The 13,426-nt window shown below is 72.5% G+C and carries 12 protein-coding genes and 1 pseudogene; 6 read left to right on the top strand and 7 right to left on the bottom strand.

Annotated features, from left to right (window positions below):
- Window positions 1-179 precede the first annotated feature (179 nt).
- The 3 genes from ACT3SP_RS13940 to ACT3SP_RS13930 form a co-directional block, all read right to left on the bottom strand.
- Complete coding sequence (locus ACT3SP_RS13940; protein WP_444587904.1) at window positions 180-1,211, bottom strand: proline racemase family protein; 1,032 nt, start codon at window positions 1,209-1,211, stop codon at window positions 180-182.
- The gene (locus ACT3SP_RS13935) at window positions 1,201-2,307 is read right to left on the bottom strand and encodes an alcohol dehydrogenase family protein (protein WP_444587903.1); all 1,107 of its coding nucleotides are present in this window, start codon (window positions 2,305-2,307) and stop codon (window positions 1,201-1,203) included. The genes ACT3SP_RS13940 and ACT3SP_RS13935 overlap by 11 nt, the downstream gene beginning before the upstream one ends.
- A gap of 163 nt (window positions 2,308-2,470) precedes the next feature.
- Window positions 2,471-4,477 (bottom strand): hypothetical protein, encoded by a 2,007-nt coding sequence (locus ACT3SP_RS13930; RefSeq protein WP_444587902.1) that lies wholly within the window; start codon window positions 4,475-4,477, stop codon window positions 2,471-2,473.
- Window positions 4,478-4,699: 222 nt separating this feature from the next.
- Here ACT3SP_RS13930 and ACT3SP_RS13925 point away from each other — a divergent pair, with 222 nt between their 5' ends.
- The 5 genes from ACT3SP_RS13925 to ACT3SP_RS13905 all read left to right on the top strand — a co-directional run bounded on the left by ACT3SP_RS13925 (window position 4,700) and on the right by ACT3SP_RS13905 (window position 10,021).
- Entirely contained in the window at window positions 4,700-5,734 is a 1,035-nt protein-coding gene (locus tag ACT3SP_RS13925; RefSeq protein ID WP_444587901.1) for a LacI family DNA-binding transcriptional regulator, read from the top strand.
- A gap of 78 nt (window positions 5,735-5,812) precedes the next feature.
- The gene (locus ACT3SP_RS13920) at window positions 5,813-7,108 is read left to right on the top strand and encodes an extracellular solute-binding protein (protein ID WP_444587900.1); all 1,296 of its coding nucleotides are present in this window, start codon (window positions 5,813-5,815) and stop codon (window positions 7,106-7,108) included.
- Window positions 7,109-7,110: 2 nt separating this feature from the next.
- A complete protein-coding gene (locus tag ACT3SP_RS13915) occupies window positions 7,111-8,040 on the top strand; it encodes a carbohydrate ABC transporter permease (RefSeq protein ID WP_444587899.1) in 930 nt (309 codons plus the stop codon).
- 109 nt (window positions 8,041-8,149) lie between these two features.
- A complete protein-coding gene (locus ACT3SP_RS13910) occupies window positions 8,150-8,959 on the top strand; it encodes a carbohydrate ABC transporter permease (RefSeq protein WP_444587977.1) in 810 nt (269 codons plus the stop codon).
- Between the two features lie 69 nt (window positions 8,960-9,028).
- The gene (locus ACT3SP_RS13905) at window positions 9,029-10,021 is read left to right on the top strand and encodes a glycoside hydrolase family 130 protein (RefSeq protein ID WP_444587898.1); all 993 of its coding nucleotides are present in this window, start codon (window positions 9,029-9,031) and stop codon (window positions 10,019-10,021) included.
- Window positions 10,022-10,115: 94 nt separating this feature from the next.
- Here ACT3SP_RS13905 and ACT3SP_RS13900 read toward each other — a convergent pair whose 3' ends face one another.
- A complete protein-coding gene (locus ACT3SP_RS13900; RefSeq protein ID WP_444587897.1) occupies window positions 10,116-10,427 on the bottom strand; it encodes a hypothetical protein in 312 nt (103 codons plus the stop codon).
- Between the two features lie 170 nt (window positions 10,428-10,597).
- Window positions 10,598-10,882, bottom strand: a pseudogene (locus tag ACT3SP_RS13895) (DUF418 domain-containing protein); the annotation flags it as partial.
- Here ACT3SP_RS13895 and ACT3SP_RS13890 point away from each other — a divergent pair.
- Window positions 10,787-11,569, top strand: a complete 783-nt coding sequence (locus ACT3SP_RS13890; protein WP_444587896.1) for a hypothetical protein — start codon at window positions 10,787-10,789, stop codon at window positions 11,567-11,569. The pseudogene ACT3SP_RS13895 and the gene ACT3SP_RS13890 overlap by 96 nt on opposite strands.
- 115 nt (window positions 11,570-11,684) lie before the next feature.
- Here the strand turns inward: ACT3SP_RS13890 and ACT3SP_RS13885 are convergent, their stop codons facing one another.
- Window positions 11,685-12,722, bottom strand: a complete 1,038-nt coding sequence (locus tag ACT3SP_RS13885; RefSeq protein ID WP_444587895.1) for a serine hydrolase domain-containing protein — start codon at window positions 12,720-12,722, stop codon at window positions 11,685-11,687.
- Window positions 12,712-13,404 (bottom strand): helix-turn-helix domain-containing protein, encoded by a 693-nt coding sequence (locus tag ACT3SP_RS13880; RefSeq protein ID WP_444587894.1) that lies wholly within the window; start codon window positions 13,402-13,404, stop codon window positions 12,712-12,714. The genes ACT3SP_RS13885 and ACT3SP_RS13880 overlap by 11 nt, the downstream gene beginning before the upstream one ends.
- Window positions 13,405-13,426: the final 22 nt, after the last annotated feature.

The following is a 13,426-nucleotide window of genomic DNA, read 5'->3' as shown; positions in this document are numbered from 1 at the left end:
AGGCCGATGGCGACGAGAGATGGCACAGCTGCCAGCTCGCCTCACGTCCGGCCCGTCGGATTCGGCCGCCGACCGACGCTCGACGCTCGACACGATCGGTGCACGGGACGGTGCCCCTCGGCCTCGGTACGTGGCCCGGTGACGGCACCACCGCGGGGCCCGCGCCTCGCGCCGCGTCCTCACTCCTGCAGCAGATCTTCCAGCCCTTCCACCTCCACCAGCGGATCGTCGAGATCCACCGTCACCCGTGACCGCGCCATCAGCCGGGCGGAGCCGGTCGTGGTGCTGTTCCAGGCCGGGAAGTCGCCCACGGCTGTCTCCCCCAGCAGGGTGCCGACGAAGCGGTTGCCGCGCGGGGAGATCGTCTCCAGCGTGAACCCGGGCTCGGCCTCGCCGCGGCCGGCCATGAGGGCGAGTCGGGCCGAGGTGCCGGTGCCCGTCGGGCTGCGGCAGATCACGCCGGGGTGGACATAGGTCGCCGAGCGGGACTCGACGGTGCCGTCCTCCAGGGTGCGCACCCTGCCCATGAAGTGCACGAAGGGCAGCGGGCCCACGTCTCCGAGGGAGGGGTGCTCCTGGCGCAGTCCCGGGCGGGCCGCGCGCACGAAGGCGTCGCCGAAAGCGGCCAGCGCGATCTGCTCCTCGGCGGTGAGCTCGAAGCCGTGGTCGGCGGCGCGGATCATCGCGTAGTAGGCACCGCTCCACACCAGGTCGAACGCCACCCGGCCGTGCTCGGGGACCTCGATCGACAGACCGCGCTCGGCGACATAGGCCGGCTCGCCCTGCGTGGTGATCGACTCGACGCGTCCGTCGGCGTTGCGGGCGGTGATCCGGGCCAGTCCCGCCGGGGACTCCAGCACGACCTTCTGCTCCCCCTCGACCATCGCGATCATCCCGGTCTCGAGCAGGGCGGTGGCGACGCAGATGGTGTTGGACCCCGAGTACATGGGGTAGCCCATCGCCTCCATGATGATGTACCCGGCCTGCGCCTCGGCGTGCTCGGGCTCCACGATCAGGTCCACCGACATGGCGGGGTCCCCGTAGGGCTCGGACAGCAGCAGCCGGCGCAGCCCGTCCCCCTCGGTCTGCAGGTAGCGGGCCTTCTCGAGCACGCTGCGGCCGGGCAGTGCGGTGATGCCCTCGGTGACCACGCGGCTCACGTCCCCGCCGGACTGGGTGTCGATCAGCTCCAGGCTGCGTTCACGGCGCATGGGGCGCCCCGATCTGCGCCCAGTGCCGGTCCGGGACCACCACCAGCTTGCCGACGTACTGCTTGTCGAGGAAGGCGCGCTGCGCCTCACGGAGCTGGGAGAGGCGGAAGGTGCGGTCCAGCAGCGGCCGGATCCTGCCCTCCTCGACGTAGGTGACCAGGCGGCGGAAGGCGGTGCGGGTGCCCTGGGAGGAGCCGTGCAGCTCGAGGTGCTTGAGGTACACGGTGCGCAGGTCCAGCTGGACCACGGGGCCGCCGATGGCGCCGGCGGTGGTGTACCGGCCCTCGGGACGCAGGATTCGCAGCAGGTCGTTGAACATCTCCCCGGCCACCAGATCGGCCACCACGTCGATGGGGCCGTCCACCGCCGCCTCGACCTCGGCGACGAGGTCACCGCCGCCGCGCAGCACCACGGCCTCGGCGCCGATCGAGAGCAGCGCCTCCTCCTTGCCGGCGCTGGTGACGGCATAGGGGATCGCTCCGCGCACCCGGGCCAGCTGGACCAGCGCCGAGCCGACTCCGCCGGAGGCTCCGGTGATCAGGATCCGCTCCCGGGGCCCGAGGCGGGCGCGGTCGAGCATCTGCTCCGCGGTGAGATAGGCGCAGCAGAAGGTCGCCAGGCCGGCGTCGGGGATGTCGGCGGTGATCTCGTGGGCGTTCTGCGCGGGGACCGCGACGTACTCGGCATAGCCGCCGTCGCGGCCGTGACCGATGTAGTCGATGTCGGCCAGGGACTCGTCCCCCTCGGGACGGTTGTACAGGCTGAAGTCGACCATCACCCGCTGGCCGACCCGCTCCCCCGCGACGCCCGGACCGACGGCGACGATGCGGCCGACGATGTCGGCGCCCTGGATACGGGGGAAGGTGAGGGTGGGGCGGCCACGACGCCAGCTGGAGACGGCACCGGGGTCGGTGTCGCTGCCGTAGGCGCCCTCGCGCACCCAGATGTCGGTGTTGTTCATGCCGCAGGCGTGCACGTCGACGAGCACCTCGCCCGGGGCGGGGATCGGGGTGGGGGCGTCCTCGACGTGGACCAGCTGGTCCAGTCCGCCGTGGCCGCGCAGCTGCACGGCGTGCATGGTCTCGGGTATCGACATCGGCAGTGCCTCCCCTCGGAGAGATCACCCGGGCGACGGTGGAGTCGTGGGGCTCAGGGGAAGTCTTGCACCGCGAGGCCGCCGTGGTCCATGGGTCCAGGGGCCCCGGCACCCACGGCGCCCGCGCGACGAGCGGGCACCGGGCCGCTCGCCCCGAGCTCCCTCACCCCCGGGTGATCGCCACCTCGCCCGCGCGCACCCGACGGCGTCCGGGCGTCACCGGTCCCGTCCTCGTTCCGTCGGCCCGGTACGCGCTGCCCGCCGCGCCCCGGGTCACGTCGAGCTCAGCCTCCATCGACGCCACGTGCAGCGTCACGTCCCGGCCCCGGGTCGCGGGGAACACCGCGGTGGTCACCGCCGGCAGCAGCATCAGCTCATCCAGCTCCAGGCGCCCGTCCGCGACCGCCTCGATCGCGACGGTCCCGGCGGGGATCGGCACCTCGAGCGGCACGGGCTTCAGCACCCCGTCCCATTCGGTGAGGCCCGGGCCCCCGGCGCCGCCGAGCTCGAGGATGCCCAGGTGCGTGCGGCTCCCGTCGGCGTCGATCGCGCTCCAGGTCACGGTGCCCGCCTCTTCGGCGAGGCGGCGGAACACCGGGTGCGCGGTCGCGCCGCCGGCGGCGACCGCCGCGAGGGCGTCCTCCGCGAGCGCGAAGCGGACGGTGCCGCCCTCGTCGGCGAGCACGTGGTCGCCGTGCCAGTTCGACTCGCCCGTCCAGGCGCTCTCCGGCGTGACCACCGCGGAACCGCCGGCGAGTTCGGCCCCCTCGGCGGGCAGCCACAGCATCCCGCGCGTCACCGAGGTCGCGGTGAGGGTCCGGGCGGTGCGCAGCAGCGCCCTGTCCTCGTCGAGCACGAGGGTGGCGAGCAGTCCGTGGATCGTGGACTCGGCCCCGGAGTTGCGGTTGACGGTGCCGTCGGGCTCGATGCCGTCCACGGTGGCGCCGGTCGCGGGGTCGTACGCCGCCTCTCCCGCGGGGTTGGCACCGAAGAACCACCCGGCGGCCAGGGCGGCCAGTTCATGAAGGCCCGGGCCGCCGGTGGCATCGGCGGTGCGCAGCAGGGACTCCATGCGGCACTGCACGCCGTAGGCGATCTGGGATTCGCCGGGCACGGGGGACCAGGCGTTGTGCGGTCCGCCGGCGGTGAGCAGCTGCGGGGTGAACACTCCGACATCGTCGATCGCCGCGTCCGGGCCGCGGCCGGTCTCGGCGGAGGCGGCGGCGAGCGCCGCCGGGGCCAGCCCGCCCCAGGCGTGCCAGAAGCTCTGCGAGCCGGTCCACGGCAGGACCGCGCCGAAGGGCCACTCCCCCACGCCGCCGGAGGCCATCGCCTCGATGCCTTCGGCGTACCTGCCCAGCGCCTCCGCGACCCGGGCGTCGTCCGGGCGGGCCTGCAGGGCGGCGGCAAGGCCCAGCACGGCCTCTCCGGTCGCGTCCGCGCCGCCGGAGATCAGCCAGCCGGGCACGCGCACCCCGTCGGCGCTCTCCCACTGCCCGTACCTGCCCAGGGAGGCGCGCTCCAGGGCGTCGAGCGAGAGGTGGAGGCGGCGCATCAGGAAGGCGGTGAACTCCGGGTCCACGCCGTCGAAGGCGCCGATGCCCTCGCCATAGGCCCAGACGGTGCGGGCGAGCCAGTAGGACTCGTCGGAGTCCGAGGGATCGGGCAGTTCGATGGGGATCGCGCTGCGGGTCAGGGTGCCGTCGGCCTGCATCCACAGCACCACATTGCCGGCGAGCTCTCCCGAGTCGACCTGCAGGTAGGCGAGGGTGCGGAGCAGGTCGCGGGCGGTCTCGAGATCCTCGGCATCGCCGAAGGCGGCATGGGCGCGCAGGAACACGATGGCGCAGCGGGAGATGTCGTCGGCGTTGTAGGCGCCCTGGGTCCAGTGGCCGGTCTCGGGATCCAGGTCGCCGCCGCCCACCCGGGTGAAGCTGCCGTCCGCCTCGTGGTCGGCGTATGTCCAGGGCGCGAGGCCCGGCCCGGCGCCGGGAGCGCTGTGCCCGTCGACCTCCGGCAGCGGCACCTCCTCGAGCAGGAAGCGCAGGTGGGAGAGGTTCGTGAGCCGATGCTCCTGCGGCGGCGCCGACGGTGCGGCGAGCGCAGGAGCGACCGGGGCGGCGGCTGCGGCCAGGGCGGTGGATCGAAGGAGAGTGCGTCGGGTGATCACGAGGATGCCTCCACGGCGAGGATCGGTGCGCTGTCCGCCCGCGACTCACGGCCGGGGACTTGACATGCGCCGGACAAACCGGTTTGATCGTGTCGTATCAAACCGGTTTGCGCAATAGCGGGTGCACCGTCGTGACCCACTCGCACCTCACGTGCCCCTCGACGTTGCCGGTCCTGCTCGTCCTGTGCCCGTCCGTCCCCCGCTCCTCGAGGAGGTGCCGCGTTGACCGCACCCCGCAAGGCCACCATCGGTGACGTCGCCGCCCGCGCCGGCGTCACCAAGGGCACCGTGTCCCTCGCCTACTCCGGCAAGCGTCCCGTCTCGGAGGAGACCCGCCGGCGGATCTTCGCCGCCGCCGAGGAGCTGCACTGGACCGCGAGCCACCGTGCCCGGGCGCTGGCCACCTCCCGCACCGGCGCGATCGGCCTGGTCGTCGCGCGCGACCCCGAGGTCCTGGCCACCGACGCCTTCTTCGCGAAGTTCATCGCCGGCTGCGAACGGGTGCTCGCCGAGCACGACATGGGCCTCATGCTCCACGCCGTCACCACGGAGGAGGCCGAGCGCCTGGTCTACGAGCGCCTCGCCTCCGGGCGGGCCGACGGGGTGGTGCTGCTGGACGTCCAGCAGCACGATGCCCGCTTCGAGCTGGTCCGTGGCCTGGGCCTGCCCGCCGTGGTGCTCAGCGCGCAGGCCCCGGATCCGCAGGAGACCGCCGGGCTGCCCACCGTCTACTCCGACGACGCCCCTGCGATCCGGGAGCTCGTCGCGCTGCTGGCCGATGCCGGGCACACCCGGATCGCCCACGTCGCCGGCCCCTCGCGCTATGTGCACGGGCGGGTGCGCCGCGAGACCTTCGCCGACGCCATGCGCACACACGGCCTCGACCACTCCCTGGTCATCGAGGGGGACTTCACCGCTTCGGCCGGTCGGGATGCGACCGCCCAGCTCCTGGAGCTGGCCGAGCCGCCCACCGGGATCGTCTACGCGAACGACATGATGGCGATCGCCGGGCTCTCCCTCGCCCGCAGCCGCGGGGTGCGCGTGCCCGAGGACCTCTCGATCACCGGGTACGACGACTCCGAGCTCTCCGCCCACCTCTCCCCCGGACTGACCACCGTCGCCACCGGCGCTCGGCAGCGCGGCGAGCTCGCCGTGCGCAGCCTCCTCTCCGTCCTCGCGGACGAGCCCGTCACCGACGTCCTGGCCGACCACACGGTGGTCGTCCGCCGCGGCAGCATCGCCCCGCCGCCTGCCTGACCCGCACCGCCCACCTGCACCGCCCCACACCCCCACACCTCAGCACCCCAGCACCCCAGCACCCCAAGGAGTTCACCGATGAACATCTCCCGACGCACCTTCACCGCGGGCGCCCTCGCCACGCCTCTCGCCGCGACCGCTCTGACCGCCTGCGGAGGGGGTGACGACGCCGGCGAGGCGACCGGCTCCCGCGGTCCGATCACCATCTGGCTGTCCAACAACGAGCAGGAGGTCGCCTGGGGCGAGGCCATGGTCGAGGCCTGGAACGCCGAGCACCCCGACGAGGAGATCACTGCCCAGGAGATCCCCGCCGGCCAGAGCTCCGAGGAGGCGATCACCGCGGCGATCACCGCCGGCACCACCCCGGACCTCGTCTTCAACATCTCCACCGCCGCCGCCCCGGGCTGGGTCCAGCAGGGCGGCCTGGTGGACCTCACCACCTTCGAGGACGGCGCGAGCTACATCGAGGAGCGCTCCGGGGCCGAGGTCGCCCAGGGCTACGCCGATGACGAGGGCAAGTACTACCTGCTTCCCTGGAAGTCGAACCCCGTGATGATCATGTTCAACAAGGAACTGTTCGAGGAGGCCGGGATCGACCCGGAGAACCCGGACATGTCCAGCCACGAGTCCTTCCTCGAGGGCTGCCGCAAGATCGTGGAGTCCGGCGCGGCGCCGGCCGCGATCTGGCCCTCTCCCACGAACGAGTTCTTCCAGCCCTGGTTCGACTTCTACCCGCTGTACATCGCGCAGACCGACGGCATGCAGCTGGTCGAGGAGGGCGCCTCCACCTTCGCGACCGACGACGGCCTGGCCGTCGCCGAGCTCTGGGCGACCATCTACTCCGAGGGCCTGGCCCCGAAGGAGGCGGCGACCGACGACGCGATGGCGACGGCGGACACCGCGATGCAGGCCGCCGGCCCCTGGGCGATCAGCTCCTACAAGGACGCCTTCCCCGTCGGCTTCATGCCGGTGCCCACCGCCGAGGGCTCCGACGCCGCGGCCGTGAAGACCTTCGCCGATTCGAAGAACGTCTCCATGTTCACCACCTCCCAGAACCAGGCCACCGCCTGGGACGTGCTGAAGTTCGCCACTTCGCAGGACCAGGACGGCGCCTTCCTCGAGGCGACCGGCCAGATGCCCCTGCGCGCAGGACTGCTCGACGCCTTTCCCGACTACTTCGAGCAGAACCCCGACTACGAGGTGTTCGCCGCGCAGGCGGAGCGCGTGGTCGACGTCCCCAACGTGCCGAACTCCATCGAGGTGTGGCAGACGTTCCGTGACGAGTACTCGGCCGCGGTCATCTTCGGCAAGGAGCCCGTCGAGGGCGCACTGCAGGCGGCGGCCGACGAGATCGACCAGCTCGTGCAGGGCTGACCATGACCGCCACCACCCACGACGCCCCCGAGCGGAGCCGGCGATCCCGGCTCCCGCTCGGCGGCGCCCTCGGGCGCCAGCCGCTGGGAATGCTGCTGGTGCTCCCCTACGTGCTGTTCCTGATCGTCGTGATGGCGTGGCCGCTGATCCAGGCGGTGTGGATCTCGTTCCGCGACTACTTCTTCACCGCCCCCACCGCGGTGGTGGAGCACCCCTTCGTGGGCCTGGACAACTACGTCAGCGCCGTCACCGATCCGCAGGTCCAGCAGTCCTTCGTGAACATCGCGGTGTTCCTGGTGATCAACGTGCCGCTCACCGCGATCCTCTCCCTGGTGCTCGCCTCGGCGCTGAACCGGATCGTGCGCTTCGCCTCGGTGTACCGGGTCGCGTTCTACATCCCGTACGTCACCGCGAGCGTGTCGCTCATCGGGGTATGGATGCTGCTGTTCTCCTCCGGCGGCCTGGTCAACACGATCCTCGGCCCCCTGGCCCCGGATCCCTCGTGGCTGGTCAACAGCTCGCTCGCGATGCCGTCGATCGCGCTGTACGTGACGTGGAAGCAGCTGGGGTTCTACATCCTGCTCTACCTCGCCGCGCTGCAGGGCATCCCCAAGGAGCTGTACGAATCGGCGTCGATGGACGGGGCGGGCGCGATCGGACGCTTCCGCAACGTCACCGTGCCCGGGGTGCGCAGCGTGACCGCCCTGGTGCTGATCCTCGCGATCATCACCGGAGCGAACCTGTTCACCGAGCCGTACCTGCTCACCAACGGAGGCGGGCCCGACGGCGCCTCGGCCACCCCGGTGCTGCTCATCTACCAGAAGGGCATCCAGCAGACGAACCCCGACGTCGCCTCGGCGATCGGCGTGATGCTGGTGATCGGCATCGGCCTGCTCTCGGCCGTCGCCGCCCGCACCGGACGGGAGGACTGACATGACCGACACGACAGGCACGACCGACAACTCGGGCGCCTCGGCGACGGCGGACAGCACCCGCGGCGCGCGCCCTGCGCACCAGGGCGGGACGCGGCGCAGCGGCGTGATGCTCTACGCGGTCCTGACCGTCTTCGCGCTCGCCTTCGTCTTCCCGTTCTGGTTCATGGCCGTCGGCGCGTTCCAGGAGAGCCCCACCAGCTCCCCCACCGACCTGTTCCCCACCGGCGGCTGGACGCTGCAGAACTTCACCGACATCAACTCCCGCCTGGACCTGCTCCGGTCGCTGCTGAACTCGCTGATCTTCACCCTCGGCGTGCTCGCCGGCACCCTGACGTTCGGGCTGATGGCCGGGTACTCGCTCTCGCGCCTGCAGTGGCGCGGCCGCGGCGCCCTGTTCGCGATCATGCTGGGCGTGCAGGCGATCCCCTTCCAGCTGCTGATGATCCCTCTGTACGTGCAGGTCACGCGAACCTTCGGGCTCGGCGACTCGTACCTGGGGATGATCCTGCCGTTCCTGATCAACACCACTGCGGTGTTCATCTTCCGGCAGTTCTTCCTCTCGCTGCCGGAGTCCCTGTTCGAGGCCGCCCGCATCGACGGGGCCTCCGAGCTGCGGATCATGTTCTCGATCGCGGTGCCGCTGGTGAAGCCGGCGATCGCCACGGTCGCCCTGATCACCTTCATCGGCCCCTGGAACGAGTTCCTGTGGCCGTTCCTCATCACGAAGAACGCGGAGCTGCAGCCGCTGGCGGTGTCGCTGGCGAACTACATCTCGAACGTCTCGCGCACCGCCTCGAACCCCAACGGGGCGATCCTCGCCGGGGCCGCGACCCTCGCGTTCCCCGTCGTGCTGCTGTTCGTGTTCTTCCAGCGCTACTTCCGCGCCTCCGACATCAGCTCCGGGGTCAAGGGCTGAGCCCTGACCGCGGAGCACCGATCCCGCACGTTGATCAATCCCCCAGATACCCCTCTCACCAGGAGAAGCATGTCCACCGTGTCCCTGTTCGGCGGAGCCACGTTCCCGCTCGGCCCCTTCGTCCCCTACGAGAACAACCCGATCCTGCGCCCCAAGGGCGACTCGTGGGAGTCCGCGAACCTCTACAACCCCGCCGCACTCGTGGTGGACGACCGTGTGGTGCTGCTCTACCGGGCCCATGCGGAGGACATCGTCTCCCACATCGGGATCGCGGTGAGCGAGGACGGCTACCACTTCGAGCGCGAGGACGCCCCGATCCTCTCCCCCGAGCACGACTACGAGCGCTACGGCTGCGAGGACCCTCGGATCGCGTTCATCGAGGGCACCTACTACCTCACCTACACCGGCTGGGACCGGAGGATGGCGCAGCTGTGCCTGGCCACCTCCACGGACCTGCGCACCTGGACCAAGCACGGCCCGCTGTTCGAGGACTTCGACACTTTCAGGACCATGGATCCCCGCGGCCACAACTGGTCCAAGGCCGGGGTGATCGTCCCCCGGCGGATCGACGGGGTGTGGTGGATGTACTTCGGGGAGGGCGGCATCTACTGGGCCACCAGTGAGGACCTCCTCCACTGGGTCCCGGGCACGAGCGACGAGGAGCCGATGTACTCCCCGACCCCGGGCTCCTTCGACGAGGCGCTCGTGGAGATCGGCACCTCGCCCGTGCTCACCGACACCGGGCTGCTGGTGATGCTCACCAACGGCGCCACCCGTGAGGTGCACGCGGACGGCACCGTGGACGTCGACTACCGTTGCGGGCAGATCGTCATCGACCCCGCGGAGCCCACCAAGGTGCTCGCCCGACTGCAGGAGCCCTGGCTGCGGCCCCAGACCTACGAGGACACCCACGGTCTGGTCTCCAACGTCACCTTCGTCGAGGGACTGGTGAAGTTCCGCGGGCGGTGGTTCGCCTACTACGGGCAGTCCGACACGACGCTCGCGGTGGCCGTGGCGGATCCGGCGGTCAGGTTCGGGGTGGGGCTCGACGCCGACGGGTGAGCCGACGGGTGAGCCGACGGGTGAGGTGCGCCGGCTCGGTCGGCGCGGTGCAGGATCCCGCCGCCGGCCGGGTTCGTCCCGCTCGGGAGGACCCTCAGCGCGGCCCGCCGCGCTGCTCGAGCTTCTCCTTGACCCCGCGCAGCGCACGGCCCAGTCCCGAGGCGCTGTCCTCCTCCTCGGGGGTCTCCACGAAGTCGACCACCGAGCGCATGGTCGCCAGGTCGACGCTGGGCATGCCGTCGGCCAGCAGGGTGCCGATCCGCTTGCCGACCAGCACCTCGAGCGCGTCGGCGGCCTCCTCGCCGCGCTTCTCGCGGACGACCTCGAGACGCTGCTGGAGCAGGGAGACGGCGACGGGCGAGGCGGGGATGGGCTCGGGGTGACCGGCCACGGTGATGTGTTCCAAGGTGACGTCCCAACAGGTCGAGGATCTCCGCGCGGCGCCGCCGGCGCGGAGGCCGGGCGACGGCGTCCGGCTGATGTGCACAGTACCGGGAGTCGCGGGAGGTGCGGTTCCTGTCCGCGTCGGGCCAGCCACCACCGCGAGGCCAGCGCCTGCAGCACCAGCAGCACGGCGCAGCCGCCCCAGATCGCGAGCATCTCCCCCTGCCCGATCATCACCGGGTCCACCCCGCGCAGCGAGGCCATCGGGGCGAGCAGCGGCCAGGTCATGAGCACGCCGAGCACGCTCGCCCCCACGTAGTTGGTCAGCGCCATCCGGCCCAGCGGCGCGAACACGGCCTCGAGGGAGGCGCGCACGGGGGTGTGCAGCAGGGCGGAGAGCACCCCCACCAGGCACAGTCCGCTGAGCAGACCGGCGAGGGTGCTCACGAGGTCGAACCCGGACGTGAGCGGGTTCATCAGCTGCAGGAGCACGACGGGCACCGCGCCGATCCCCGCGATCCCGGCGAGCAGCAGGCCGGGCCGCGGCGAGTCCTCGAACCGGCGGGGCAGGCCCGCCTCCGCCGCGGCGAGGCCCAGCAGGAACAGGCCCGGGATCAGGGCGAACCCGCCGCCCAGCGCGCCGACGACGGTGAGCAGCGCTCCGGCGATGCCGGCGATCACCGGGCGCCGACGGGCGGGCACGAAGGAGGCCGGCAGGAGCACCACGATCCCCGCGATCGCATAGGGGAGCAGCGCCTCCCCCGGCTGCAGCAGCTGGTGGAGCGCGCCCAGCACGCCCAGGGTGAGCAGGCGGCGCAGCAGCACCGCACGGGGGCGGGCGGCGCGGGCCTCGGCCGAGGCCAGCAGCATCCCGAAACCGATCCCGAACAGCAGCGAGAAGATCGGGAAGAAGCGCTGCTGGACGAGCAGCTGCTGGAGCACGTGGGTGAGCGGGGGCTGCCCGTCGGTCCAGGGCACGAGCACGCCCACGATGGTGGCGACGTTCGCGAACAGGATCCCGGCCAGGGCGACGCCGCGGATCACGTCGAGGCCGAGCAGGCGGGGGCGGGCCGACGGACCGGCGGGCGGTGCCGGGGACGGGGCGGCCGCCGGGGCGGGAACGGAGGTCGGGGCCGACGAAGAGGCCGACGAGGAGGACGATGAGCAGGCCGACGACGGCACCGACGCGAGGGCAGGCAGGGAGGAGGTCATGGCGTCATCGTGGCCCACGGACCGGGCCGGGATCGTCCTCCCCGGGGCGGGTTCCGCGCCGGTGGGCTCATACCGGGGGCGGAGGCCATCCCGGGCCGGCGACCTCGCGATGGAAGGCCTCGCGCACCGCGCCGAAGCCCTCGCTCTCGCGGGTGGGGTGCACGCGGTTGGTCAGCAGCACCGCCCACCGGTCGGCCGAGGGGTCGAGCACCAGGCTGGTGCCGGTGAAGCCGGTGTGCCCGAAGGCGTCGGCGCCGTATTCGCCGCCCAGGTAGCTGCACTGCTCGCGGGGCCACCAGCCGAGCGGGCGGCCGTCCTCCGCGCCGCGCATCGCCCGGTCGAGCTCGGGGCTCAGCAGCTCGCGGCGCAGCAGGGCGGTGCCGAGCCGGCCGAGGTCCCCGGCGGTGCCGAACAGTCCGGCGTGCCCGGCCGCCTCGCCGAGCACCACGGCGTTCTCGTCGTGCACCTGCCCGCGCACCACGACGCCGCGCCAGGGGCAGTCCTCGGTGGCGACGGCGCGGCGCGGGTCCACGGGGCCGTAGGTGGTCCGGTGCATGCCGAGCGGGCCGGTGACCTCGCGGGACACCAGGCGGTCCAGCGGCACGCCGGCGGCGCGCTCGGCGACCAGGCCGAGGGTGATGAAGCCCATCGAGGAGTAGCACCAGCGGCCCGGCGGGTCGAGCTCGAGCCGGGCGAGGGCGCGCAGCAGCGCATCCCGATCCCGGTGCTCGCGCCACAGCGGCGTGGGGCCCGGCGCGCCCGAGGTGTGGGTGAGCAGGGAGCGCAGATCGGTGCGGGCCAGCGGAGTGTCCGGCCAGTCCGGGAGCACCTCCCCCACCTGCGTCCCGAGGTGCAGCGCGCCGCGGTCCACGAGACGCAGCAGGGCCAGCGCCACGATCGGCTTGGTCACCGAGGCGAGGTCGAACAGGGCGTCCTCGTCGATCGGCTGCTCGTCGTCGTGCGCGGGGGTGCCGACGACACCGTGGGCCCGCGTCCCGGCGGAGGAGCCGACGGCCCAGGCGGCGGCGCTGAAGCGTCCCTCCTCGCGCGCCGAGGACAGCAGCTCCTGCACGGCGGAGGCGGGATCCGTCGGCTCAACCGACATCGTGCACGTCCTCGCCGGCCCCGCCGAGGGCGCGGGCGTGCGCGCGCAGCAGCTGGGCGGCGGTGTCGTCCTGCGGCCGGAGGAAGGCGAGGCCCACCAGGGCGAGGTAGGAGGTGCCGTCCGCGTCGGCCGGGGCGGAGAGCATCCAGCTCGAGGCGGTCGGGTACTCCTCGACGAGGTCGCGGGGGCCGACGTCGGGCGGCATGGCGCCCGAGGTCCCGCTCCCCGCGCCCCACCGCGCATGGGCCGGCAGCTCGTCCCCGACCTGCAGCGGGATCGGCAGGCGCTGCGGGTTCTCGAGCGCGAGCACCACGGCGCGGCCACCCGCCACCCCGAGTCGGAGCGCGACGTGGCCGGTCGCGCGGGCCAGCGTCGAGAGGGTCTCCGCGATCACGCCTCCCAGCGGGTCCTGGCGCACCACCGAGGCCGCCAGGCCCTGCAGCCGCGGGCCGGGCAGGTAGAGACCGCGACCGGGCGAGTGCGCGTAGCCCTGCGTGCACAGGTCCAGCAGCAACCGCCTCGCGGTCGCCTTGCTGGTGCCGCTGACCTCGGCCAACGTCGCCAGTCGCAAGGGCTCGCGAGAGGTGCCGAGCGCCTGCACCAGGGCCATGACCTTGTCCGCGACGGACCGCGCGGAGCTGTTCTCCGGAGGGCCCGCGGGGGTGTTGACGTCCTCTGCCATGCGGCCTAGCGTATGCCACCAT

It is taken from the genome of Brachybacterium sp. AOP43-C2-M15 (genome assembly GCF_052446295.1).
GTDB lineage: Bacteria > Actinomycetota > Actinomycetes > Actinomycetales > Dermabacteraceae > Brachybacterium.
The sequence above is the reverse complement of the archived record's forward strand: the minus strand, read 5'-3'. Positions and strand labels throughout refer to the sequence as shown.